The organism is Hymenobacter qilianensis (assembly GCF_014489555.1).
Taxonomy (GTDB): Bacteria; Bacteroidota; Bacteroidia; order Cytophagales; family Hymenobacteraceae; genus Hymenobacter; species Hymenobacter qilianensis.
Genome location: NZ_CP060784.1, coordinates 916,678 through 940,355, shown reverse-complemented (window position 1 = coordinate 940,355; position 23,678 = coordinate 916,678). Strand labels below are relative to the sequence as shown.

Genomic DNA, 23,678 nt, shown 5'->3' with positions numbered 1-23,678 from the left:
CTGTATTTCAATATGCTCACATCCGTCAGGGCAATCAAGTAGTAGATTAACGGTAAAAAATACCGTTCACTGCTTGCAAACAATGATTCTATCCTGCACTTTTGCACTCCCAATCCGAAACGCGGTGGGGTCAACAAGCTAAAGTCTCTTCATTGACAAGTGCTCTTTGCACTGTCAGAGCTGATAATAGCTGATTCATCAAGCAGATATTTTTAGTAAAAAAAATCATTTGCTTTTTCAGTTAAGAAGTTCTTATCTTTGCACTCCCAAATCGAAAGGAGTTGGTAGGCGAAGAAGCTTTAAGAGTAGAGTCTAAAAATTTAAATAAAAAATTTGCAGATTTTTCTTGACAATTCAAAATCAAAAGCTACCTTTGCACTCCCAATCCGAAAGAGGGTTGAACATTAAGTAAAAAAAGAGTCGCTCGACTCGCAAGGCTCCTTCAAAAGGAAGGGCGCATACGTTCTTTGAATGATTGGAAAGTAACGAATGGTAAACGTTTCGGTTAGCTTTTGGTAACAAAAACTAATTTGAAACAAGTAAGACCAAGCGACACGAATTAAATGATTACGTCAATACGTGAGCAGGAGTCAGCACTCGACAGCAGCTTAGGTTCGCCTAAGTGAAGAGAATTTATACAATGGAGAGTTTGATCCTGGCTCAGGATGAACGCTAGCGGCAGGCCTAATACATGCAAGTCGAACGGTGGTAGCAATACCATAGTGGCGCACGGGTGCGTAACGCGTAACCAACCTACCTGGATCTGGGGATAGCCCGCCGAAAGGCGGATTAATACCGCATAAGACTACAGTGTGGCATCACAGAGTAGTTAAAGATTTATTGGATTCAGATGGGGTTGCGTAGCATTAGCTAGATGGCGGGGTAACGGCCCACCATGGCGACGATGCTTAGGGGACCTGAGAGGGTGATCCCCCACACTGGCACTGAGATACGGGCCAGACTCCTACGGGAGGCAGCAGTAGGGAATATTGGGCAATGGGCGAGAGCCTGACCCAGCCATGCCGCGTGCCGGATGAAGGCCTTCTGGGTTGTAAACGGCTTTTCTCAGGGAAGAAAAAGAGGATGCGTCCTAAACTGACGGTACCTGAGGAATAAGCACCGGCTAACTCCGTGCCAGCAGCCGCGGTAATACGGAGGGTGCAAGCGTTGTCCGGATTTATTGGGTTTAAAGGGTGCGTAGGTGGCCCGTTAAGTCCGGGGTGAAAGCCCACAGCTCAACTGTGGAACTGCCCTGGATACTGGCGGGCTTGAGAGTCGTCGAGGGTGGCGGAATGGACGGTGTAGCGGTGAAATGCATAGATACCGTCCAGAACCCCAATTGCGTAGGCAGCTGCCTAGGCGACATCTGACACTGAGGCACGAAAGCGTGGGGAGCGAACAGGATTAGATACCCTGGTAGTCCACGCCGTAAACGATGGATACTCGTTGCCAGCGATAGACTGTTGGTGACTTAGCGAAAGCGTTAAGTATCCCACCTGGGGAGTACGCTCGCAAGAGTGAAACTCAAAGGAATTGACGGGGGCCCGCACAAGTGGTGGAGCATGTGGTTTAATTCGATGATACGCGAGGAACCTTACCTAGGCTAGAATGCGCGTGACCGCTTGAGAGATCAAGCTTTCCTTCGGGACACAAAGCAAGGTGCTGCATGGCCGTCGTCAGCTCGTGCCGTGAGGTGTTGGGTTAAGTCCCGCAACGAGCGCAACCCCTACTTTTAGTTGCCAGCATGTAATGATGGGGACTCTAGAAGGACTGCCTGCGCAAGCAGTGAGGAAGGCGGGGACGACGTCAGGTCATCATGGCCCTTACGCCTAGGGCTACACACGTGCTACAATGGCCGGTACAGAGGGTCGCTACTGCGCGAGCAGACGCCAATCTCACAAAACCGGTCTCAGTTCGGATCGGAGTCTGCAACTCGACTCCGTGAAGCTGGAATCACTAGTAATCGCGTATCAGCAATGACGCGGTGAATACGTTCCCGGGCCTTGTACACACCGCCCGTCAAGCCATGGAAGTCTGGTAGACCTGAAGCTGGTGCTCGTCACAGAAGCCAGTTAGGGTAGAACAGGTAACTGGGGCTAAGTCGTAACAAGGTAGCCGTACCGGAAGGTGCGGCTGGATCACCTCCTTTCTGGAGCGACCTTGCTCACGACGTAATTACTCGTGTCAATTGTCTTACATATTATTCGTTACTCCTTTCATTCAACGTTTTTTAGGATTCACCTTATGCCTCTCTTGTATAGGTATAAAGTTGACTCGGGCTAGTAGCTCAGGTGGTTAGAGCGCGACACTGATAATGTCGAGGTCCGTGGTTCGAGTCCACGCTGGCCCACAGGGGAAGGCGGAGAAGGCAGAACACACGGGGGATTAGCTCAGCTGGCTAGAGCACCTGCCTTGCACGCAGGGGGTCAACGGTTCGAATCCGTTATTCTCCACGCAGAATTACTCACAAATGGTGAGTGAACTCGGAGAGTACAGAGTATATACTAATAAGCGAGGCAACTCCTTATTAGTCCACTGTCTTCAACAGGAAGACACACGTTCTTTGACGTAGGATAACGAGTAAGAAGAAAAAGAAAGAAGCGAGGATTACTTCAATGTAGTTTCTTGTTACGAGCCCCCTGCCTTCGGGCGGGGACAGGTAAGTAAGCAAGGGCACACGGGGATGCCTAGGCTCTCAGAGGCGAGGAAGGACGTGATAAGCTGCGAAAAGCCGCGGGGATTGGCACATACGAGGTGATCCGCGGGTATCCGAATGGGGCAACCCACCTGTGTGAAGCACAGGGGCCACTACTTTTAGTAGTAGTGGGGCAAACCCGGGGAACTGAAACATCTAAGTACCCGGAGGAACAGAAAATAACAATGATTCCCTAAGTAGTGGCGAGCGAACGGGGACGAGCCCAAACCGCGCTGGTTACGGCCAGCACGGGGTTGTAGGACCTCAACATCTGATTGTTTGATTTTAGCTGAACGACGTGGGAAAGTCGACCAGAGACGGTGAGAGTCCGGTAAGCGAGCAAGTCAAGCACGGTAGAGGATTCCTGAGTAGGGGGGACCGGAGAAATCCCCTCTGAATCCAGCGGCACCATCCGCTAAGGCTACATACTCCTGAGAGACCGATAGTGAACCAGTACCGTGAGGGAAAGGTGAAAAGAACCTCGAATAGAGGAGTGAAAAGAACCTGAAACCGTGTGCTTACAAGCGGTCGGAGCCTTCTAGTGGGGTGACGGCGTGCCTTTTGCATAATGAGCCTACGAGTTACTCCTCCCTGGCAAGGTTAAATGACTCAAGTCATGGAGCCGCAGCGAAAGCGAGTCTGAATAGGGCGCAGAGTCAGGGGGGTAGACGCGAAACTTTGTGATCTACCCATGACCAGGGTGAAGGTTGGGTAAAACCAACTGGAGGCCCGAACCAGTTTCCGTTGAAAAGGATTTGGATGAGTTGTGGGTAGGGGTGAAAGGCCAATCAAACTGAGAAATAGCTCGTACTCCCCGAAATGTATTTAGGTACAGCGTCGGCGTTGAGTTACGTGGAGGTAGAGCTACCGATTGGACTAGGGGGTGTCAAAGCCTACCGAATCCAGACGAACTCCGAATGCCACGTAATATAGCCGGCAGTGAGGCGTGGGGTGCTAAGGTCCCATGCCGAGAGGGAAAGAACCCAGACCATCCGCTAAGGTCCCTAAATTCGGACTAAGTTGAACAAAGGAGGTCCACTTGCCTTGACAGCCAGGATGTTGGCTTGGAAGCAGCCATTCATTTAAAGAGTGCGTAACAGCTCACTGGTCGAGCGAGAGGGCATCGATAATACGCGGGCATCAAGTCCGGTACCGAAGCGATGGATTTGCATTATATGCAAGTGGTAGGGGAGCATTCTAGCAGCGGTGAAGGTATCCTGTCAGGGGTGCTGGAGCGGCTAGAAAAGCAAATGTAGGCATGAGTAACGATAAGGCGGGTGAGAAACCCGCCCCCGATAGACTAAGGTTTCCTGCTCAACGCTAATCGGAGCAGGGTTAGTCGGGACCTAAGGCTACGCCGAGAGGCTACGTCGATGGACAGCTGGTTGATATTCCAGCACTTACAATGAGAAGTGATGCAGTGACGCAGAAGTGAAAGCAACGCGGGCGGACGGAAGTGCCCGTTGAAGCGCGTAGGTATAGAGACAGTAGGTAAATCCGCTGACTTTGCTGAAACGTGATAGTACCCTACGGCCTCGGCCACGGGGATAGTTTGCCTAATCAGACTGCCAAGAAAACCTGCTAAGCGTTTTAATCTTGTTGTAACCCGTACCGCAAACCGACACAGGTAGTCAAGGAGAGTATCCTGAGGGGCTCGAGTGAATCACGGCCAAGGAACTCGGCAAAATGGACCTGTAACTTCGGGAGAAGGGTCGCTTCCTCTGCGCAAGCAGAGAAGCCGCAGTGAAAAGGCCCAGGCGACTGTTTAACAAAAACACATGACTTTGCGAACGCGTAAGCGGAAGTATAAGGTCTGACACCTGCCCGGTGCCGGAAGGTTAAGAGGGGAACTTAGTCGCAAGGCGAAGGTTTGAATCGAAGCCCCGGTAAACGGCGGCCGTAACTATAACGGTCCTAAGGTAGCGAAATTCCTTGTCGGGTAAGTTCCGACCTGCACGAATGGTGTAACGATCTGGGCGCTGTCTCAGCCGTGAGCTCGGTGAAATTGTAGTCTCGGTGAAGATGCCGAGTACCCGCCACGGGACGGAAAGACCCCGTGCACCTTTACTATAGCTTGACATTGACGCTGGGTAACACATGTGTAGGATAGGTGGGAGGCTATGAGCCGGGGGCGCCAGCTCTCGGGGAGCCAACGTTGAAATACCACCCTTGTGTTACTCGGTGCCTAATCTCCGAGACGGGGAAACAGTGTCTGGTGGGTAGTTTGACTGGGGTGGTCGCCTCCAAAAGAGTATCGGAGGCTTTCAAAGGTCCGCTCAGTACGCTTGGTAACCGTACGCAGAGCGCAATAGCAGAAGCGGGCTTGACTGTGAGGCCTACAAGCCGAGCAGGGTCGAAAGACGGATATAGTGATCCGGTGGTTCCGCATGGAAGGGCCATCGCTCAAAGGATAAAAGGTACGCCGGGGATAACAGGCTGATCTCCCCCAAGAGCTCATATCGACGGGGAGGTTTGGCACCTCGATGTCGGCTCGTCACGTCCTGGGGCTGGAGAAGGTCCCAAGGGTTCGGCTGTTCGCCGATTAAAGTGGCACGCGAGCTGGGTTCAGAACGTCGTGAGACAGTTCGGTCCCTATCTGTGGTGGGCGTTAGAGATTTGCGAGGACCTGTCCTTAGTACGAGAGGACCGGGATGGACCAGCCGCTAGTGCACCGGTTGTGGCGCCAGCTGCAGCGCCGGGTAGCTACGCTGGGATGAGATAAGCGCTGAAAGCATCTAAGTGCGAAACTCACCTCAAGATGAGATCTCTTATATAGGAAGAGTCGTGGGAGACGACCACGTGGATAGGCTATAGGTGGAAGGTCCGAAATGGCCGAGCCGAGTAGTACTAATGACTCGAACACTTACCCAATACAGCTCTTTTTCTCCTTTCTTCTTACCCGTTACCTGCGTCAACGTTATTTGTTGTGTCCGCGAACAGGACACGACCGCCAGTAATGGTGGCTTTAGCCCGGGTGTTCACCTCTTCCCATTCCGAACAGAGCAGTTAAGCCCCGGAGCGCCTATGGTACTACCTTCACCGGTGGGAGAGTCGGTCGCCGCCAACCTTACTTTGCCGCAGCCCCCCAGCGTCCCCATACCGGATGCGGGGGCTGCCCTCGTTTATAGCCCCCCACACCTCGAGATGCTAGTACGCCCTTGTTTTAGCAAAGGGGCTTACGATGGTGCTGTATAAAGTTTGAGTGGACTTAGTTAATTTCTTGCTGGACCCTTCTAGAAACAGAAGCCCCAACAGTCATTCTGTTGGGGCTTCTGTTTCTAGAGGCTTGATAATATGATGTTTTACATAATCCATTGTACAGCTAGATTTTACTTAGCTGGGCCTGCAACTACTTGTATCATCTGTTCCGGTGATAAATAGGTATGAGCTAACTGCTGTAGTTCATCTGGACTCACCAAATTAATGTGTGTTAGAAAGTCGGAATAGTGAGTGCTTGGCAAGCCAAGTAATACAACTGTTTTATACTTATCACATTGTTCGAAAACCGTGCTGAGCTCGTTAGCAAACTTTCCAGCCATATATGTTTTTACAGTTTGTAATTCATCAATAGGGATTGGCTCCTGCTTTAAGCGACGTAATTCATTATGAACCTCTTCAATTGCTGCTTCGGCACTTGCCGCATTCACATCAGCACCGATAACAAACATACTTGCATGCTCACGTGGAGCTACACTGGAATAGATGCCATAAGTAAATCCTTTATCCTCTCTGATATTTTTCATTAAACGAGACCCGAAATAGCCCCCCAGCACTTTAACTAACACTTGTAAATAATGCGCGTCAGGGTGGGTAGGGCTTGGCCAGAGTCGCCCGATTCGTAGAGATGCCTGTAAGCTTTGTGATACAGTAACATAGTCGTGTTGAGCAACCGCTATAAGATTGTGCTCAGCTTGATCTGTTGATTCCTGATGATTAGTGGAACCTTGGCCGAGGGTTTGGGCAACGAGTCGTTCATCTTGATCGGAAATGTCGCCGCATAGGAATATTTCTGCGGAGCAAACCCGATAAGCTTTATGATAAAACGCTTTGACTATCTCGGTAGTAAGCTTCTCAAATGAAGTTTCATCGAACGTTACCCCATAAGGATAGTTGTTGCCAAATAGATTGTGAGAGAAACGCTCTGCAGCTAAATAACCAGTTTTCTGCCGCTCGATTCGTACGTTTTGAATAGTACGTGACTTGAGTAGCTCAAACTCTGTAGTTGGAAAGGTAGCTTCTGTGGCTACATCCAGTACGAGTGGTAAGAGCGCTTCGAGATGGCGAGTGAGGCAATAAAGAGTAAGAGTAGCCCGATCAAAGCCCTGCTCACACTCAAGCGAAGCACCATAGAAAGCAATGGTGTCGGCAATTTGACGAGCTGTGCGGCTTCTGGTACCTTCCAGGAGCATACGGGCAGCAAGAAGTGATACGCCAGGTAATGGTTCATACCATTTCCCGGCCGGAAATACTAATTGCAGCCGAATGACGGGTTGGGCATCGTTGCGTAGTACGTGCAGACGAGCTCCATTAGGGAGTGAAAACACGTCAGCCGCGGGCAGTGTGACACTGGCCAGCGGCTGAACGGGGGAGCGACTTGACGGTCGAGCATAAAAGCTAGTTAGTTGACAGAGGAAGCGTCGTTACCAAAAGCTTCTTCGAGCTTATTGAAATTAAAGTGTAACGACACTCGAATAGTTTGTGCTAAAGGATTCGCACGGGAGTTGGGCACTAGATAGGCACCATCAATTCCGAATACTTGGAAGCGGCCTCCTAAACCTAAGCTGAGGTATTGACGGTCGCCTTTATCAGGGTTCTCGTAGAAGTACCCCACACGAGCCATCAGCAAATCCTTGTACGTGTACTCCAGACCAGCGGAAAGGTTAATTTCTTGTAGCTCTTCAGAAAAGCCCCCCGGCGCGTCGCTAAAGGAGTTAGTGATAGCGCTAACTACACCTTGTTGTCTTCTCTTTTCATTTTCAGCATCACGACGCAGGAAGTATGCTTGCTGGCTGGCATTGTCGGTAGCTACATTATCCTCATAATAAGGGCTAGGTACCAGCAGTTTAGTGCCATCGAGGGTCAGCGTAAGCTTATTATAAGGATCAAGCTCGCGGGTGAAGGCAGTGCCTAACTTGATACTCATAGGCAGAAAATCGGCCTGATTGGCATCGGTGTAGGTCATTTTGTTGCCAATATTGGCAATAGAAGCTCCCAGCGCCAAGTTATAGGCGCCACCACCGATGCTCAGGTCGCGGGTATAGTAAGTGCCTAAGTCAACAGCGAGAGCATTGCCCGGCTTAGAGTCACCACCACTGGTAGGGCCGACAAGGTTGGAGCGAATGTAACGGGCCGTAACGCCTACTCCCAGATACTCACTGAGCTTCTGCCCGTAGGATAAAGCAAAAGCGTACTCCTTCGGGTTAAACCGGCCTTCGGATTGATTAAATGCAGACCGCAATTCAATTTCACCTAAATCAAAATATGAAAGTGAAGCGGAAATAGCTGCCCTTTGGTTTAGCTTAGCGTAGCCCGATAAATAGGCTATTCCCATGTCGTCAGCAATGGCGCGCAGCCACGGCGAGTAAGATGGCGACACGCTGTATTGGTTAGGTACAAAGCCCAACTTGCCTGCATTGTAGTAAGCTGAGTTGGCATCAGGTGAAGTTGCTACGCCAGCATCGCCAAGAGCAGCACCCCGAGAATCAGGGCTGAGGGTGAGAACTGGAACTGCGGTGGTAATGACTTTCGAGTTGGTGATTTGGGCCGTAGCCGCAATTGACAAACCCAGCAAACCGGGGAGAAGCGCATAGCGCAGTGGCAGCTTCGACAAGAGCATACAATCGGGAAAAGATGGGCTGAAAGATAAACGTGAGACCAGTAAGTTAATTCAGAAGAACTAGTTTTTCGTATTTGGAAGCAGTAGAGCCGTCGCGCGGAGAACGTACACTGACCCTGTAGACGTACACACCACGGGCTAATTGATCATTAAATTCGTCCCGACCATCCCAGGTAACATCGCTAAGGTGCGAGCTACTACTAATAGCTGTGGTGCGCAAAGTGCGAACCAATTTGCCTGATACGGTAAAGATCTGCACCTGAATGTCCAGATCGTCGCCGGTGCGGTTATGGTCAAAATGAAATGTGGTAGTGCGCGAAAATGGATTGGGATAGTTCAATACATGATCGAGCGCCAACTTCTCGGTACGAGCAGCTATAAATTCAATTTCTTTTTCGGCGGAATTATTAAATGTATCCCAAGCTTTTACGCGCAGCAGATGAGGGCCGGGAGCGAGGTCTTTAAATAGATAACGAACTCGCCCGACCTGAAAGCTGTCAACCTCGGCTGTGTAGTAATCGTTTAGAACGACGAGTTGGCTTACATCGTTATCCAGCGTGGCTGTTATTTCGTGGCCGATGCCGGAGCTCGCGGTATTAATGCCGTTATCATCGCGCAAACGGCTGATAAGCGTAGTTGATGTGCCCGTAAGTCCCCCAAATACAAACGACTCTGTATCCATAAACAGGCGGATGTCGGGTGGTATCGTGTCGGCGGCCGCGTTATCCAAAACGCCCCCACGGCTGCGTACGTGGCGCCGCTGGCATCGGCACGCCGAATAGTGTCGGCGGCATAAAGGCTTATTTTACCTTGGCCGAAGCTGTAATTGATATCCTTGGGTACGACAAAAGTGAGCTTGAATTCGCCATTGCGCACGCTGGCCTGGCCATCATAAATGATGTCACGCTGCACGGCTATCGTGGGCCGGCCATCGTTTAGTTCATTGCCAAGAAGCGTTACAGTAGAAGGCTTTTCGAATACAGTAACCTGCACTTTACCATTAAAACCAGCGTCGATGGCGCCGGCAGCTGTCGTAATGTCGCCGGCTAGGTCCACGCGGGAGAGGGCCCGGAGCGTATCAGTAGCGGTAGCAATAGCTTTCCCATTCAGCTGGCGAATAGCCGCTGACTGCTCGGGGTAGGCCAGGCGCGCGGAAGGATCACCAAGCAGGGAGAAGTTTCGATTGTTATCGCCGGCCTGACTACCGTTTTTGGTGAGCGCCATCACATCGCCCAAGCGAGGCATACGACCATTCACAGGCGCAAACACGACGGCAAAAAAGCGTTCATTCAAAAAGCGGTTGAAGGTGGAGATCACGACGCGGGTAGTCGTCAGTAAGCCGATGGCGCCACCCGTTACATTGGTAAGCGCAACTTCTCCAGCCGAATCAAATTCGGGGTCGTCGTAGGTGCTGAAGTCGCAGGTGGCCGTGAGCATGAAGGTTGGCCGCGTTACGTTTTCCAGGTTCAGAACGTCGGATTTTGTGAAGATCTGTTCATCGGTCCAGCCCCGCACCCCGCCATGACCCGCATAATTAACGATAAGCGACCCTTGTTCAATGGCCTCATCGATGGCGCGGGTAGCAGCAGGCGAATTTTGCCCCCCAGCGCCGGCTACCTGCGGATACATATCGAGATAAACTTTGTGCACGTTGTAGGCAGGGCGGCGCGTGATCAGGTCATTCGCCAGCGGTTCCGTAGATGACAGCACGTGCTCATTGGCGTCGCCATCGTCGGCCACGAACGTGACGCGGTTGCGCCATTTGCCGTACGCGGCTGGTGAGTCATAAGTGATGAGCTTATCCACCACCAGCTTGGCCTGAGCAGTAGAGCGGGCTGGTCGGTGGGCGTGCGCACGGGCAAACGACCAATACCAATATCGAGACCTTCGCTGGTGGGGCGGCCGCCTTCATCCCAGCGGCCTTCGTCGTCGTCTAGGAGGCCGAAATAGTCGTCGGAGGAGTAGGAGAGGGCAGGAGCGCCGGGACGAGGAAATACGCGGTTGAACGACTCGCGCGACTCATACACCGGCACGAAGTTCTGATTGATTCTGTCGATGTCAGGCGAGCCACTTTCAGACAGGCGCCGCTGTTTCCACCAAGCCGGAACTTTGGTCAGATCATTTGTGGGATCTGATTTATAATCGTAGGAAGCATCGCCGAAGAGCAAGAGCATGGTGCGCTTTCCGGCCGGGGTGCGGTCATAAATCATTTTCATGAAGTCGCGGATGGCCGTTACATCCTGCCCGCCGGAGCTGAACTCATTATAGATCTGCTCAGTAGTTACCACGGCTACATTCAGCTTGTCGGCGGCGCGGGCGGGGTTACGGCGATACTCGGCCAGTCGCTCGGCTTCCGCCCGAAACAGCGGGTGCGTAACGATGACAAAGTCTAGGCGTCCGTCGAGGTTTAAGGCATGCAGGTTTTGGGGCGCTACCCTTCCAAAGCTGCGCGGAGCCTCAAAGCTGGAGCCCGCAAAGGCAATGAACTCGCGCAGAGAATCGGTGGGCGCCACAAAAGTGCCAATGCCATCCAGCGGACGAGCTACCGGCCGGCGTGGATTGGTGACATCCCACACCGTAACGCCCGTTGCATTCGCTATGGTAAATCGGCTAACGGCACCCCGAGCAATATTCTCGAATGAGCGAAATTCAAGCTGCGGAGCTACAAAGCGCAACTGACGCTGAGCATTCAACTCCAGATAATCGAGGTAGCCGGCAGCGGAAGGGTTGCTGGCATTGTAAGTCATCGAGACACGCAAATCAGCCGTGCCCGGCGCTGGCACCGAGGCCGTGAGTACGCTGGTATTGGCTATCTCGGAGAAAAAGTTTGAGCTGTAGCCGGCCACCGATTGAGAGGCCACATTTTGCCCCCAACACTGATTTGGAAGCTGGAAGCACTGTTTGAGGCCGCCGCCACGGAAGAAGTAAGCTGCACCGCAGAGCCCGGAACGAGGTCGGGGATGGTAAACGGAATTTCCAGACGAGTGCCTGACTCAAACTTTTCGCCCAGCCATTGCCTCCCCGATTTAAGTAGATTGATCAGATCAATCTCATAAAATTTCCGCTCGGCAAAGGTGGTGATGGTGGCTGTGGGAGCAGCTGTTATGGCCGGAGCCGTAGCCACCCGCTTGCCCGCCGCCGCGCCAACCGTTAAAAAGTAGTACGCCGTATCAGTGTACAGATGGTAGGAATGGCGAAAACGGTTAACGGTTGGCGCTTCCCGCTCCCAGGTATGCGGGCCACGGGCGTAAAAGAGTACATATTCGTTGTCGTTGAAGATGGCATCGTTGTTATCGTTGGCCACAAAAACGGCGTTTTCAATCAGGTCATCGGGGCGGTAAGTGCTGTTGGGCTGCGGCAGCATACCCGTGGCATTGCCGTAGAGTTGGAGACGGCGTGGATCAAGCGTCTGCGGATTCAGGCCCAAAGCCGTCAAGGCAGCTTTATCCAGCTTGTATATACCGCTGGCGGGCACTCCAATCTTAAACCAGTCGCCTTGCTGAAGCACCGAGGCGCTCGGATGAGGCCGTCCGCCCCGGGCGGCCGTCGCGGGGGCCACTACATACGTGTACTCAAACGAAACCAACCGCTCTGCCTGCCCACTCTGCGGATTGCGGCGTACGGGCAGGAGCGTGAGAAAACTGACGGGGGCACGTAGCTCGGTAGTGGTGCGCAGGCTTAGCGCGGGCTCGGGGGGCAAATTTGCCGCCGCAAGCAAAGCAGCATCAGCGGCAGGAAAGGGCTCATACACCGCATTGCGAAGCTGGCCACTAACAACCCGACCATTAAGGCGCAGCGTGTAGGTGCCAACGCGGTCGGTGGGAGCATACGTAGCGCCCCGAAATGAGGGAGTGCGGCTGGCTTGCCCAGTGCGCGTGTACACGGTTTCGTGGCCCTGCCACTCCACGGCGGCCTGCACTGTTTGCTCGGCGGCCTGGACCTGCGCAGTATTCGCAAAGCCCGCCAACCCCCAAATGAGCAGCAGAAGCCGAAAAAATCGCATAAACGAGTAGGGCGATAGAAAGCGGATAAGCGGAAAAAAAACTTGCAGGCGGGACGGCCAATTACATAACTACCAGCTGTTATAAATATTGTAGCGAGTAGTTATTCGCCCAAAAATCACCCAAAAGACGGGCGGAATAAGGAAAGCAGCACGTACAGCAAAATGATAAGCGGGATGGCGGCGGCCTGCAACACCAAAAGCAGAATCAGCGATACAATCAGAAACAGGAAACGCACCGAATTGTCCTGCCATCGCAGGTTTTTAAACTTCAAAGCAAACAACGGCAGCTCCGCTACCAACAGGCCCGACAGTAGTAAAGTCAGGCCAAGCAGCACCCACGGGTTCAGGATAATCGACGAGAGATGGTAAGTGTCGTAGGTCAGAATCAGGGGCAGGGAAGCCACAACCAGTGTGCAGGCCGGCGTGGGCAAACCGATAAAAGAAGTAGTCTGGCGAGTATCGTTGTTGAACTTAGCCAAGCGCAAGGCCGAAAATACGGTCAGAATGAAGCCAGCGTACGGCAGCCAGTCGGGGAGGGAACTTGCCCCCTGGCCCAGCAAATGATACAGCATAGCGCCCGGCACCACACCAAAGGAAACCATATCGGCTAGTGAATCAAGGTCTTTGCCAATGGGCGAGCTGGCGTGCAATGCGCGAGCTACCAAGCCATCGGCGAAGTCAAAAAGCGCGGCCAAGCCCACCAAGTAAGCAGCCAACTCCAGACGACCGGCAAATACATTGCAAAGCGCCAGGCAGCCCGCAAATAAATTGAGGCAGGTAATCGCGTTGGGTAAATGATTCTTCATGAAAACTAAAAAACGACGTTAGCGCAAAAACGGATTGGAACGCCGTTCGGCCCCAATAGTAGTAGCCGGACCATGGCCAGGATACACGGTTACCGAATCGGGAAGAGTAAGCAGTTGAGTGCGAATGCTTTCGATAAGCATCTCATAATTGCCCCCCGGCAGATCGGTGCGGCCGATGCTGCCCTGAAATAGTACGTCGCCGCCAATAACGGTTTCGGTGGGCTCGTGATAAAACACCACGTGGCCCGGTGCGTGACCCGGGGCAAAGCGTACTCCCAAGCTGGTTTCGCCGAAAGTGAGAGGCTCGCCAGGCATCAAAAACCCGGTAGGCTCGGCCGGGTTATACTGCGGAAAGCCATAGCTGGGCGCGTAGGTTGGTACGGCGCGCAGCACGCTCAAATCGGCTTCGTGAATCAGGAAAGGCACCTTATAGGTGTCGATAATAAATTGATTGCCAAGTACATGATCGATATGGCAGTGGGTGTTCAGCAGCAGTACAACCCGCAGGCCCTCGGCTTCAATAAAAGCTTTCAGGGCTTGTTGCTCGGCCTTTTCGTAGCAGCCGGGGTCAATGACTACGCATTGCTTGGTGGCGTCATGCAATAGGTAGGTATTCTCGGAGAAAGCGTTGAAAGTAAAACCAGATACGGTCATAGAGGGGCTAAATGGGAACCGGCACGGGCCGAATGTAATTGGGAGGGTAAGTTACGATGACTAGCTTGAAGTTGCGCGAGCCCGGCAACGCACACCCGCCTTATCCCGCTGCCATTTTCGCCTTACCTTGCCCCCGATGACCTCTTACGACTACCTTATTCTCGGGCACGGCCTGGCCGGCGCTACCTTGGCCTACGAGCTGCGGCAGCGTGGCCATTCGGTATTAGTGCTCGACGAGCCCCGCGCCGACTCGGCCTCGAACGTGGCCGCCGGCCTGATGAATCCCGTGACCGGGCAGCGCTTTGTTCTGACTTGGCTCGCCGACGAGCTGCTGACGGCCGCAGCCGCGTTTTACCGCAAGATCGAAGCTGATTTCGGGCAGCAGTTTTTCTTCGAAACGCCTATTCTCAAGCTGTTCTCCTCGGTAAAAGAGCAGAACTACATTCTGGCCCGCAGCGCAGATCAGCCCTGGGGGCTTTTGTGGAGGAAATAAGCACCGATTTGCCTTCGATACGTGGCGTAAAAACCAGTCTGGGGGCATTTTTATTCGTCGTTGCGGCTACGTGGCGGTGCGCGAAATGCTGGCGGCGCTGGCCTCTGATGGACTGCAAAAAGGCTGGCTTCGGCACGAAACTTTTGCTTGGAATGACCTTGTTATCAGCCCGGCCGGCGTGACGTATAAGGGCGCAGTCCAAGCGCGTCAGCTGGTGTGTTGCGAGGGCACCGCCGTCATGCGGAATCCGTACTTCAGCTGGCTCCCGGTTACGGCCAATCAGGGCGAAGTGCTGGATGTGCAGTGCGAGGGCTTATCAACGGCTCAGGTGCTGAACAAAGGCGGCTATGTGGTACCGCTCGGCGACGGGCAGTTTCGGGTAGGCGCTACGTATCGGTGGCCGCCGCTGCCCTTGGCACTACACCAGAGGCGCTTGCGGAGCTAAGTCAGCGCTTTAGCGAGATGTCCGATCAGCCGTTTACGGTAGTGGATCAGCGGGCTGGTTTTCGGCCCGCCGTGCGCGACCGAAAACCTGTGCTGGGCACACATCCAGCTTGGTCGGTTTTGAGTATATTTAATGGCTTCGGCTCCAAGGGTGTTATGCTGGCGCCGCGGCTGGCCACCCACTTCGCCAACGTGCTGGAAGGCACCGAAGCGCTGTGGCCCGAGGTCAATATTTCGCGGTATCATTCGTTGTATATTTCCGTACCTACTGAGGTCGGCGTTTCTTCCTGATTTTCTGCCCTTTTGCTATCTATATGGAGCACCTATCCTTTTCTATAACGCGTCGGCTTTGGGTGGTTGGGGCGCTGCTGGGAGTACTGCTGGCGGCCGGCGAAACCCAGGCCCAAACGGCTCAGGAGCAGTTCGGGCGCGTGCGCATCCAGTACAAGGACTTCGACTGGCAGCTGTTCAGCACCCAGAACTTTAATATCTATTACTACGCCGGCGGCGAAACTACCGCCCGTCGGGCTGCCGAGTATGCCGAAAAAGAGCTCCAGCGCGTCTCTTCCCTCATCGGCTACTACCCCTATTCCAAGACTACGCTCATGCTCTATAACTCCGTGGGCGACCTGCGGCAGAGCAATATCGGCCTGGATAGCGACAAGTATCAAACCGGTGGCGAAACCTCGCTGCTGCGCATGAATAAGGTGCAAATTGCGTTTCAGGGTCAGCAAACACTGTTTAAGCGCGATGTAAGCTCCCAGATTACCCGCGTGCTGCTCAACGACATGATGTATGGCGGCTCGCTGAAGGAAGTTATTCAGAGCACCTACTTATTGCAGCTGCCCGAGTGGTTTATTGCCGGCGCATCATCATATGCCGCCGAGGGCTGGAGCGTGGAGATGGATGACTACATGCGCGACATGACGCAGCAGTACGAGGGCACCAAAACAGCCCCGTTCTTCCTGCGCAATCCCCAGCTGGCGGGCCAGAGCGTCTGGAATTACATTGCGGAGCGCTACGGCTATACCACTATCCAGAATATTCTGAACCTCACGCGCATTACCCGCGACGTGGAAGTAGGCATCAGCAGCTCGCTGAATGTGCCTTATAAAGTATTCCTGCGCGATTGGCTGGCTTACTACCGCCAGTTGAATGCCCAGCCAGTGGTGCCGCTGGTGCAGCCCGATGAGAAAAACCAGATTGTAAGCAACAACCGCAAAGCGGTGCAGTATTCGCAGCCGGTACTGAGCCCCAATGGGCAGCGTCTGGCATACGTGGCCCTTGATCGTGGCCGCTACCGCGTGATGACCGTCAACCGTAATGGCTCTGGCCGAAACACCATTCACCGTGGTGGCTACAAAACACCTGACCAGCAGGTAGAAAACCGGCTGCCAGTGCTGGCTTGGCGCGGAAACGGTCAGGTAGCGGTAGCGGAGATGGATAAAGGCTACATGACGCTACGGCTACGTCCTGCCGATGCCGGCGTATTGAATGGGGTGATAACCAACTTACGCGAAGCTCTGCCCTTCAGCAAAGGTGGGTCGTCTATTTTCCAGCCCTTCTCCCAGGTGCTCGATCTGGCATACTCGCCCGATGGCAAGTCGTTGGTGTTCAGCGGTACGCGTGGGGGGCAAAATGACCTGTATCTGCTGCGGGCCGGCAGCCGCACTCCCGAGCGCATCACCAATGATCTGTTCGACGATGTGCAGCCTACTTTCTTGCCCAACGGCGCCGGTATCGTGTTCAGCTCCAACCGGTGGTCGGACGGCACGGCAGAGGGCAACTTTGCCAGCGTCGTGAATAACTACGATTTGTTTCTGTATCATCTTGATGGGCGCGAGCAGCCGGTGGAGTCGCTGGTGAGCACTATTTCCAACGAAGGCCGGCCCCGCGCCCTGTCCGACACCGAGATTTTGTACCTGGGCGAAGAAAGTGGCATCCGCAGCTTGTACCGCTACTCACTCACCACGCGTCAGCGGACGGCGGCCAGTAACTTTTCCACCAACCTCAAGGACTTCGACTTTCATGCCGGTACTGGCGCGCTGGGATTTATAGCCGCCGACCGTGCCCGCGACATGGTGTATGTGTATCCCACCTATGCCTTGCCGGAGAATATGACGTTGGCCAAAACTGCGCGTCAGGAAATACTGGAAGAGCGGTCGGCGCCACCGCCGCCAGCACCCGCGCCAGCTCCGGTTCAAGAGCCCGCGCCTGCGCCGGTAGCTGATTCTACTTCCACACTGGCAGGGCAGCCTGGGGGGCAAATTGCGACTGATTCGACGGCGACGCCGCAGCCGCAAGTAACTCAAAAGCAGACAGAGGAGCCCATCAACACCAGCAACTATGAGTTTGATGAGGATGCGCCCACGCGAACCAATGCGCGGCGGCGCTCGGCTACGGCCGCTAATCTGCCTACCGCTCCACCGGCCGATGCCTTCGCTCTGACGGGTCCGTATCGGTACAGCCCGCAGTTCAGCATCGATAATGTCGTGTCGTCGCTGTACGTAGATCCGTTGCTGGGCTTTGGCTTGATCGGGCAGGCCAACATGACGGACCTGTTTGAAAACCAACGCATTCAGGCGGGCATTTTTGGTCTCACCGATTTAAAGACCAGCAGCATATATGCCGAGTACACGGACCTGCGCCGCCGCTACGACTGGAGCATACGCTACCAGAAACAGGCTTATTTCTTCGACCTGACCGGCCTGGGCCGTACCCGCTATGGCCGTCATGAGGTGGCTCCTACCATTGCCTATCCGCTTACGCACAACCTGAGCTTACGCGGCGGGCCACGCTTTGTGAATGTGAACCGAACGCTGATCAACGTATTCGACGACTCGCTGGACATAAGCCGCAACTATCTGGGCCTGACCGGCGAGCTGGTGTATGATAACTCCATTGCTACCGGCGTTAATATGCTGCAGGGCACGCGCATGAAAGTGGGTGTAATGAAGCTGAACAGCCTGAATGACAAGTCGCAGAACTTCGGCAAGATCTACGTGGATCTGCGTCATTACCAGAAGATTCACCGGCAGATCATCTGGGCCAACCGCGCCAGCTATGGGCAGTTCTTCGGCGATACACGGCAGCAGTTCCGTCTCGGCGGCATGGACAACTGGCTAAACAACGACTACCAGAACGACCAGCGCATTCTGCCCTCTACCTACGACCCCACGCAGATGTTCTACCAGGAGTTTGTGACCAATCTGCGCGGGTTTGACTATAGCAAGCGCATAGGCCCAAAGTATGTGTTGTTCAACTCCGAGCTGCGGGTGCCTATCATTCAGTACCTCACGCGTAAGCCAGTAGAGTCAGGCTTTTTCCGCAACCTACAGCTAACCGCTTTTGCTGATGCCGGCTCGGCTTACTCCGGCCCGAATCCGTTCAATGAAAACAACTCCTTTAATACCAACATAATAGGTGGGAATGGCAACTCCTTCTCGGCTACTGTCGTCAACTTCCGCAACCCTTTGCTCGTGGGCTACGGCTTCGGGATCCGGACAACTCTGCTGGGCTTCTACGGAAAAGGAGATATTGCTTGGGGGCAGGAAGACTTTGAACAGTTGAGCCCCAAGCTATACTTTACGCTCGGCTACGACTTCTAAAGTTTAGCTCCGAAACCACTTTTTGGGTCCGAAATCTATTGTAAAAAGCCCCCGGAAATAACCCGGGGGCTTTTTTATGGCTGGTATAGTTCAGCTGCCCTCAAAGCCTAGACCTTAAACATCAGGCCCGAAGCAGTAAAAACCAGCCGCCAGCGACTATCTTTGTGGTCCCATTCACTAGTCCCGTGGCCGTGTTGCTCCTTCGTGAGATTTGGTATTTAATGCAGAAGGATTTTCGTCTGGAATGGCGGCAACGGGCGGCGCTGAATGGGATGCTGCTGTACGTAGGCAGCACCGTATTTGTGTGTTATCTCAGCTTTGCGCTGCGTGGGGGGCAATTACCGGCTCCGGCCTGGAACGCGCTGTTTTGGATCATCCTGCTTTTTACCGCCGTAAATGCCGCCGCGAAAGGCTTTTTGCAGGAAAGTCGGGGCCGCCTGCTTTACTACTATACGCTGGTGCGGCCGCAGGCCGTAATTCTGGCCAAAATCGCCTACAACGCCGTGCTGCTGCTGGGCTTGGCGCTGGTTGGGTTTGCGCTGTATGCTGTGGTGCTGGGCAATCCGGTGCAGGATGTACCGCTTTTTGTTGGCAACGTGGGGCTGGGCGCCGTAGGCTTTGCTACCACGCTCACGCTGGTGTCGGGCATTGCCTCCAAGGCCACCAACAGCAGTACGCTCATGGCGGTGCTTGGCTTCCCCATCATGATTCCGATGCTGCTGCTGCTCATCAAAGTATCTAAAAACGCCCTCGATGGGCTGGAGTTTGAGGCCAGCAGCGGCTCCCTGCTTACGCTATTGGCCCTGAACCTGATCGTGACGGCCGTGTCGTACCTGCTGTTTCCTTTTTTGTGGCGCGGCTAGTTGTAAAGGCTCTGATAATGAGTGATAATAATCAAGAAAAAGCCCCCCGCAAGTCGTCACAAATTACCGTGTCAGCTTGTTGTTTTGCAGCAGGATTAGTTGGCAAGTCTTCGGGCTTGTTTTTCCATTCACCGTTTTGCTTCTCATGTCTCTAAAAAGAAACTGGTGGAAAGTGCTTGCTATCGTGTTGGTATTGTACACGGTAGTAGCGGGGTTGTTGGTGCCAGTGCCGCGGCTGGATATCGTGAACGAAAGCATTCGCAACCTCTATTTCCACGTGCCGATGTGGTTCGGCATGACCATTATTCTGACCACGTCGGTTTACTACTCTATCCGCTACCTCCGCACGCCCACTGCCCGCCTCGACACCTTGGCGCACGAGTCGGCCAAGACGGGTATCGTGATGGGAATGTTGGGGTTAGCCACGGGCAGCATGTGGGCGCGCTACACCTGGGGCGCCTGGTGGACGTCCGATCCGCGCCTGAATGGGGCCGCCATTGCGATGCTTATCTACGGCGCTTATATTGTGTTGCGCTCGTCCTTTACCGATGAGCAGCAGCGGGCGCGCATCAGCGCCGTGTACAATATCTTTGCGTTTGCGGCGGCCATTCCGCTGCTTTTCGTGTTGCCGCGCCTCACCGATTCGCTGCATCCTGGCGCGGGCGGCAACCCTGGTTTTAGCAACTATGACCTGGATAGCAACATGCGCATGGTATTCTATCCCGCCGTCATCGGCTGGACGCTCATTGGCTTCTGGATTACTCAAGTGAGTAGCCGCCTCGAATTTCTCAAACAGAAGATGTATGAAAAACAGCTGGCGTAACGCCTTTTTGCTCCTGCTGACGCTGCTTGCTACCGTTGGGCGAGCCGTTGCGCAAACTGCCGACACCCCTGAAATGGCGGATGCGTTGCGCCAAAGCGGCAAGATCTACGTGGTCGTTGCCGTGATTTTAATTGTAGTCATTGGCTTGATTGGCTACCTCATTTCCCTCGACCGCAAAGTGAGCCGGTTGGAAAAAGAGATTCGCTAAACGAGTTACTCATCTAAAATTGCCCCCCAAGGATTTTTCATCCGGCTTTAGTTGTTCAGATTAACCGACCCGCACTCTTCGCAACATGAAAAAAACCCACATTCTCGCCATCGCGGTAATTGCCATTGCTATTGGTATCATTATGAGCGCGGCCGGCGATGCCAGCGTGTATGTATCCTTCAAGGAAGCCCGTGAGCGCGCTGCTGAAGGCAACCTGACCAAAGTACACGTAGTAGGCCGCCTACCCCGCGACAATCAGAAAAACATCACGGGCTTGGAGTATAATCCTACGCTCGATCCTAACTACTTCGCCTTCACGCTGGTTGATACCAACCGGATTGCGCAGCGGGTTATCTACTTCAACCCCAAGCCCCAGGATTTTGACAAGTCGGAGCAGGTAGTGATTACCGGCGCAATGCGTAACGACATCTTCGTGGCCGATAAGATCCTGTTGAAGTGCCCCTCCAAGTACGTGGAGACAGAAGTGAAAGGCGCAACGGCCGCCATCAATTAGTAATTAACAATTAAGAGTTAGTAGTTGAGTTTATCACATTGGTTGTCAGTGCTTTCAAAACTCAAGCATCAATTCTTAATCGCTAATTCTTAATTATTAATTAAAAAGAAATGCTCAATACTTTCATCGGCGACCTCGGACACTTAAGTGTTATCATAGCGTTTGTGGCCGCCATCGTGGCGGCGTATGCCTATTACATGGCAACCAGCCGCCGCCCCTTAGGCGACGACGATATTGTCTGGCGGCGCTTGGGCCGGGGGCTTTTTTGGTGCACGGCGTGGCGGTGCTGTCCATTATCGGCTGCTTGTTTAGCCTGATCTATGGCCACCGGTACGAGTACTACTACGTGTGGAGCCACTCCAGCAACCATTTGCCGGTGTACTACATGATTTCCTGCTTCTGGGAAGGGCAAGAGGGTAGCTTCCTGCTCTGGATATTCTGGCACGTCGTGCTGGGCGTAGCCATCATTCGCTTTAATAAGAAGTGGGAAGCGCCTGTGATGACGGTGTTTGCCGGCGTGCAGCTTTTCCTGACTTCCATGATCTTGGGCGTCGTAATAGGCGAGCTGAAAATTGGCTCGTCGCCGTTTATTCTGCTGCGCGACTTCCTCGTTGATCTGCCTGTCTGGAAAAACGATCCCAACTTTATTCCCAAAGATGGTACTGGTCTGAACCCGCTGCTCCAGAACTACTGGATGGTAATTCACCCCCCAACACTCTTTTTGGGCTTTGCGCTTACGCTGGTGCCATTTGCATTTGCTATAGCTGGCTTGTGGAAAGGAGAATTAAGCAAGTGGGTGAAGCCCGCTTTGCCCTGGACGCTGCTGGGCGCCTTGGTGCTGGGCGTGGGTGTGATGATGGGCGCTTACTGGGCCTACGAAACCCTGAACTTTGGCGGCTACTGGAACTGGGACCCGGTTGAAAACGCCGTGTATATTCCGTGGCTGGTGCTGGTGGCTTCCATCCACGGCATGATATTGTGGAAGCGCAGCCGCTTGGGCCTGCGCACTTCTTTTGTGCTGGTCATCGCCACCTTCCTGCTCATTTTGTATGCTACCTTCCTCACCCGCAGTGGTGTGTTAGGCAATGCTTCGGTGCACTCCTTCACCGACTTAGGTCTGTCTGGGCAGCTGCTGATTTACATGGGCTTCTTCTTTATAGTGGCTATCAGCATGCTGGTGTGGCGCTGGAAGACCATCCCAATTTCCGAGAAAGAGCTGACAACGTATAATGCTGAGCTGTGGGTATTTGTGGGGGCTACCGTGTTGTGCCTCGGCGCTTTCCAGGTGCTGGTAACAACGAGCATTCCCGTTTACAATTCTTTCCTGGGCTTCCTGGGCATCAAATCTAACCTGGCTTTACCCGCCGACCAGATTGCGCACTACACCAAGATTCAGCTGTATATCGGCGTGGGTGTGGCCTTGCTGTCGGGCCTGGCGCAGGTGATGTGGTGGCAGAAAAACGACAAGCAAAGCCTGATGAACTCGCTGGCAGTGCCCGGTATTCTGACTTTGCTGGGGGCGGCGCTGGTTATTCTGCTGGTGCGCTACAACAAGCTTCAGATGGAGCCGACCTATATTCTGCTGCTCACGGCAGCCCTGTTTGGGGTGCTGGCCAACCTGGGAATGGTGCTCAGCTTAATGATGCGGCGCGTAAGTATATCGGGTGGGGGTGTGGCTCATATTGGTGTAGCGCTGATGCTGCTGGGCATTCTGGCCTCGGCGGGCTATTCCAATATTATCTCCGCGAACGTATCGGGCCTTGTGTACTCGCGTGAGTTTCCGGAGGAGATAAACCGCGACAACGTACTGCTCTGGCGCAACGAAATAGCTCCGATGGGCAAATACGATGTAAGCTACACCGGCCAGTATTTTGAGGTGCCCGGCATGCCTGAGTACGTTAATAAGGAGCTGATTTATCGTACCGATGATGAGTATAAGGTAATTGCCCGCGGCGACATAAAAATCAAGGACAAGACCTATTACAAGGTTGGTGATACGCTCGAAATCCGCCCTGAGAATACCTATTACCGCGTTGAGTACAAAGACCGCGAAACGCAGGAAGCCTTCACGCTTTTCCCCCGGGCTCAGGTGAATGAAGAGATGGGCTTGTTGGCTTCACCAGCGCTCAAGCAGTTCGTTGACCACGACATTTACTCTCACATCAGCACCGTTCCCGATCCGAGCAAGGAAAAGGACTGGACCGAGGTGAAAGAGCACGAAATCACCGTGGGTGACACCATTTTCCTGAACGATTACTTCGCAGTGCTGCGGGCCATCGAGCCTGCTCATCAAACGGCCGGCTTAGGCCTGAAAAAGGGCGACTTAGCTATTCAGGGCGATTTTATCGTGCATGGAGAAAAGAAAAAGTACCACGTGCATCCCATGTTTGTAGTGCGCGACCGGCTTATTGGCCGCGTACCCGATGAGGTAGAAGACCTGGGCCTGCGTCTGTCTTTCATCAACGTAGATCCTGAGAAGGGCAAGTTCACCTTCGGCGTCAGTACTACGGCTAAGGATTATATCATCCTGAAAGCTGTGGAAAAGCCCTTCATCAATCTGCTCTGGAGCGGCACGCTGCTCATGACGGTTGGATTTGGAATGGCCTTCGCCAAGCGCCGCCGCGAGCTGCGCGAAAATTCCGTTCAGCCTGCTCCCACAGACAAAAGCACCATTAGAAAGGCACCCGCGCCGCGCCGCGCGGAATCGGTGGCTTAATAAACAGCTTATCCA

17 protein-coding genes, 2 tRNA genes, 3 rRNA genes and 1 pseudogene are annotated in these 23,678 nt (G+C 53.6%); 15 read left to right on the top strand and 8 right to left on the bottom strand.

Translation table 11 applies throughout. The features are described 5' to 3' along the window. The first annotated feature begins 637 nt into the window (after positions 1-637). The 5 genes from H9L05_RS04345 (at position 638) to rrf (ending at position 5,762) form a co-directional block, all read left to right on the top strand. A 16S ribosomal RNA gene (locus H9L05_RS04345) occupies positions 638-2,149 on the top strand. A 127-nt stretch (positions 2,150-2,276) separates the two neighbouring features. After that, positions 2,277-2,350 (top strand) — tRNA-Ile (locus H9L05_RS04340). Positions 2,351-2,379: 29 nt separating this feature from the next. Next, a tRNA-Ala gene (locus H9L05_RS04335) sits at positions 2,380-2,453 on the top strand. A gap of 204 nt (positions 2,454-2,657) precedes the next feature. Further along, positions 2,658-5,566: ribosomal RNA gene (locus H9L05_RS04330) — 23S ribosomal RNA — on the top strand. A gap of 84 nt (positions 5,567-5,650) precedes the next feature. Then, a 5S ribosomal RNA gene (rrf, locus tag H9L05_RS04325) occupies positions 5,651-5,762 on the top strand. Together the 16S, 23S and 5S rRNA genes with 2 tRNA genes alongside form the textbook arrangement of a ribosomal RNA operon. A gap of 262 nt (positions 5,763-6,024) precedes the next feature. Here rrf and H9L05_RS04320 read toward each other — a convergent pair. The 8 genes and pseudogenes from H9L05_RS04320 to H9L05_RS04290 form a co-directional block, all read right to left on the bottom strand. Next, positions 6,025-7,239, bottom strand: a complete 1,215-nt coding sequence (locus tag H9L05_RS04320) for a M16 family metallopeptidase (RefSeq protein ID WP_187733169.1) — start codon at positions 7,237-7,239, stop codon at positions 6,025-6,027. A gap of 74 nt (positions 7,240-7,313) precedes the next feature. Continuing rightward, positions 7,314-8,531 (bottom strand): type IX secretion system outer membrane channel protein PorV, encoded by a 1,218-nt coding sequence (gene porV, locus H9L05_RS04315; RefSeq protein WP_187733168.1) that lies wholly within the window; start codon positions 8,529-8,531, stop codon positions 7,314-7,316. A 46-nt stretch (positions 8,532-8,577) separates the two neighbouring features. Continuing rightward, on the bottom strand, positions 8,578-9,150 hold the full coding sequence (locus tag H9L05_RS04310; protein ID WP_187733167.1) for a T9SS type A sorting domain-containing protein: 573 nt from the start codon (positions 9,148-9,150) through the stop codon (positions 8,578-8,580). Further along, positions 9,096-10,340 (bottom strand): type IX secretion system sortase PorU, encoded by a 1,245-nt coding sequence (gene porU, locus H9L05_RS24775; protein ID WP_187733166.1) that lies wholly within the window; start codon positions 10,338-10,340, stop codon positions 9,096-9,098. The genes H9L05_RS04310 and porU (H9L05_RS24775) overlap by 55 nt, the downstream gene beginning before the upstream one ends. 110 nt (positions 10,341-10,450) lie before the next feature. Next, positions 10,451-11,278, bottom strand: a pseudogene (locus tag H9L05_RS24770) (C25 family cysteine peptidase); the annotation flags it as partial. A gap of 62 nt (positions 11,279-11,340) precedes the next feature. Next, entirely contained in the window at positions 11,341-12,534 is a 1,194-nt protein-coding gene (gene porU / locus H9L05_RS04300) for a type IX secretion system sortase PorU, long form (protein WP_187733165.1), read from the bottom strand. A gap of 116 nt (positions 12,535-12,650) precedes the next feature. After that, positions 12,651-13,340, bottom strand: coding sequence for a CDP-alcohol phosphatidyltransferase family protein (locus tag H9L05_RS04295; protein ID WP_187733164.1), 690 nt, complete (start codon positions 13,338-13,340; stop codon positions 12,651-12,653). 18 nt (positions 13,341-13,358) lie between these two features. Then, positions 13,359-13,994, bottom strand: a complete 636-nt coding sequence (locus H9L05_RS04290) for an MBL fold metallo-hydrolase (RefSeq protein ID WP_187733163.1) — start codon at positions 13,992-13,994, stop codon at positions 13,359-13,361. A 136-nt stretch (positions 13,995-14,130) separates the two neighbouring features. Here H9L05_RS04290 and H9L05_RS04285 point away from each other — a divergent pair, with 136 nt between their 5' ends. The 10 genes from H9L05_RS04285 to ccsA (H9L05_RS04245) all read left to right on the top strand — a co-directional run bounded on the left by H9L05_RS04285 (position 14,131) and on the right by ccsA (H9L05_RS04245) (position 23,663). After that, complete coding sequence (locus H9L05_RS04285) at positions 14,131-14,487, top strand: FAD-dependent oxidoreductase (RefSeq protein ID WP_187733162.1); 357 nt, start codon at positions 14,131-14,133, stop codon at positions 14,485-14,487. A 70-nt stretch (positions 14,488-14,557) separates the two neighbouring features. After that, positions 14,558-14,932: an FAD-binding oxidoreductase/lyase gene (locus H9L05_RS04280; protein ID WP_187733161.1), complete on the top strand. Its 375-nt coding sequence runs from the start codon at positions 14,558-14,560 to the stop codon at positions 14,930-14,932. Positions 14,933-14,949: 17 nt separating this feature from the next. Continuing rightward, on the top strand, positions 14,950-15,222 hold the full coding sequence (locus H9L05_RS04275) for a hypothetical protein (RefSeq protein ID WP_394368461.1): 273 nt from the start codon (positions 14,950-14,952) through the stop codon (positions 15,220-15,222). Positions 15,223-15,245: 23 nt separating this feature from the next. Beyond that, positions 15,246-18,539 carry a PD40 domain-containing protein gene (locus H9L05_RS04270; RefSeq protein WP_187733159.1) on the top strand — a complete coding sequence of 1,098 codons (3,294 nt, stop codon included), beginning with the start codon at positions 15,246-15,248 and terminating at the stop codon, positions 18,537-18,539. 221 nt (positions 18,540-18,760) lie between these two features. Further along, on the top strand, positions 18,761-19,402 hold the full coding sequence (locus H9L05_RS04265; RefSeq protein ID WP_133274757.1) for a heme exporter protein CcmB: 642 nt from the start codon (positions 18,761-18,763) through the stop codon (positions 19,400-19,402). A gap of 136 nt (positions 19,403-19,538) precedes the next feature. Next, the gene (ccsA, locus tag H9L05_RS04260) at positions 19,539-20,225 is read left to right on the top strand and encodes a cytochrome c biogenesis protein CcsA (RefSeq protein WP_373285372.1); all 687 of its coding nucleotides are present in this window, start codon (positions 19,539-19,541) and stop codon (positions 20,223-20,225) included. Then, a complete protein-coding gene (locus tag H9L05_RS04255) occupies positions 20,206-20,433 on the top strand; it encodes a CcmD family protein (RefSeq protein WP_223284726.1) in 228 nt (75 codons plus the stop codon). Before ccsA (H9L05_RS04260) ends, H9L05_RS04255 begins: the two co-directional genes overlap by 20 nt. A gap of 85 nt (positions 20,434-20,518) precedes the next feature. Further along, positions 20,519-20,947, top strand: coding sequence for a cytochrome c maturation protein CcmE domain-containing protein (locus H9L05_RS04250; RefSeq protein ID WP_187733157.1), 429 nt, complete (start codon positions 20,519-20,521; stop codon positions 20,945-20,947). A gap of 110 nt (positions 20,948-21,057) precedes the next feature. Further along, positions 21,058-21,264: a hypothetical protein gene (locus H9L05_RS25805; RefSeq protein ID WP_317175102.1), complete on the top strand. Its 207-nt coding sequence runs from the start codon at positions 21,058-21,060 to the stop codon at positions 21,262-21,264. After that, positions 21,225-23,663: a cytochrome c biogenesis protein CcsA gene (gene ccsA, locus H9L05_RS04245; protein WP_317175101.1), complete on the top strand. Its 2,439-nt coding sequence runs from the start codon at positions 21,225-21,227 to the stop codon at positions 23,661-23,663. Before H9L05_RS25805 ends, ccsA (H9L05_RS04245) begins: the two co-directional genes overlap by 40 nt. The last annotated feature ends 15 nt before the right edge of the window (positions 23,664-23,678 follow it).

What these genes read in the sequence shown, in the direction of transcription:
- porU (WP_187733165.1), bottom strand. Translation starts at nt 12,534, where the DNA reads ATGCGATTTTTTCGGCTTCTGCTGCTCATTTGGGGGTTGGCGGGCTTT.
- H9L05_RS04255 (WP_223284726.1), top strand. Translation starts at nt 20,206, where the DNA reads ATGAAAAACAGCTGGCGTAACGCCTTTTTGCTCCTGCTGACGCTGCTT.
- porV (WP_187733168.1), bottom strand. Translation starts at nt 8,531, where the DNA reads ATGCTCTTGTCGAAGCTGCCACTGCGCTATGCGCTTCTCCCCGGTTTG.
- H9L05_RS04285 (WP_187733162.1), top strand. Translation starts at nt 14,131, where the DNA reads ATGACCTCTTACGACTACCTTATTCTCGGGCACGGCCTGGCCGGCGCT.
- H9L05_RS25805 (WP_317175102.1), top strand. Translation starts at nt 21,058, where the DNA reads ATGCTCAATACTTTCATCGGCGACCTCGGACACTTAAGTGTTATCATA.
- H9L05_RS04290 (WP_187733163.1), bottom strand. Translation starts at nt 13,994, where the DNA reads ATGACCGTATCTGGTTTTACTTTCAACGCTTTCTCCGAGAATACCTAC.
- H9L05_RS04265 (WP_133274757.1), top strand. Translation starts at nt 18,761, where the DNA reads ATGCAGAAGGATTTTCGTCTGGAATGGCGGCAACGGGCGGCGCTGAAT.
- H9L05_RS04295 (WP_187733164.1), bottom strand. Translation starts at nt 13,340, where the DNA reads ATGAAGAATCATTTACCCAACGCGATTACCTGCCTCAATTTATTTGCG.
- H9L05_RS04270 (WP_187733159.1), top strand. Translation starts at nt 15,246, where the DNA reads ATGGAGCACCTATCCTTTTCTATAACGCGTCGGCTTTGGGTGGTTGGG.
- H9L05_RS04250 (WP_187733157.1), top strand. Translation starts at nt 20,519, where the DNA reads ATGAAAAAAACCCACATTCTCGCCATCGCGGTAATTGCCATTGCTATT.
- H9L05_RS04275 (WP_394368461.1), top strand. Translation starts at nt 14,950, where the DNA reads ATGTCCGATCAGCCGTTTACGGTAGTGGATCAGCGGGCTGGTTTTCGG.